The organism is Pseudomonas sp. SIMBA_041 (assembly GCF_046535095.1).
GTDB classification, from domain to species: domain Bacteria; phylum Pseudomonadota; class Gammaproteobacteria; order Pseudomonadales; family Pseudomonadaceae; genus Aquipseudomonas; species Aquipseudomonas mucoides.
Genome location: NZ_JAWRXJ010000526.1, coordinates 1 through 258, shown reverse-complemented (window position 1 = coordinate 258; position 258 = coordinate 1). Strand labels below are relative to the sequence as shown.

The window sequence follows — 258 nt, the reverse complement described above, 5'->3', positions numbered from 1 at the left end:
CCAACCTGGCCGAGGACCTGGCCCAGGAGACCTACCTGCGGGTGGCCAAGGCGCTCAACGCCCGCCCCATCGAGCACTTGCAGCCGTTCCTCTATCAGACCGCCCAGTACCTGGCCTTCGATCACCTGCGCAGCCAGCGCAGCAAACGCCGCTTCGAGTACCAGCCCACCGACGCCAGCCAGCTCAGCGAAGTGCCCACCGCTGCCCCCGGGCCGGAAAGCCATGTCCAGGGCCAGCAGCAGTTGCACTTGCTGCAAC

1 protein-coding gene is annotated in these 258 nt (G+C 67.4%); it reads left to right on the top strand.

Features of this window, described 5'->3' with window-relative positions:
- Window positions 1–5: 5 nt before the first annotated feature.
- The coding region (locus tag SB725_RS32200; RefSeq protein ID WP_410923551.1) for a sigma factor at window positions 6–258 on the top strand (253 nt) is incomplete at its 3' end.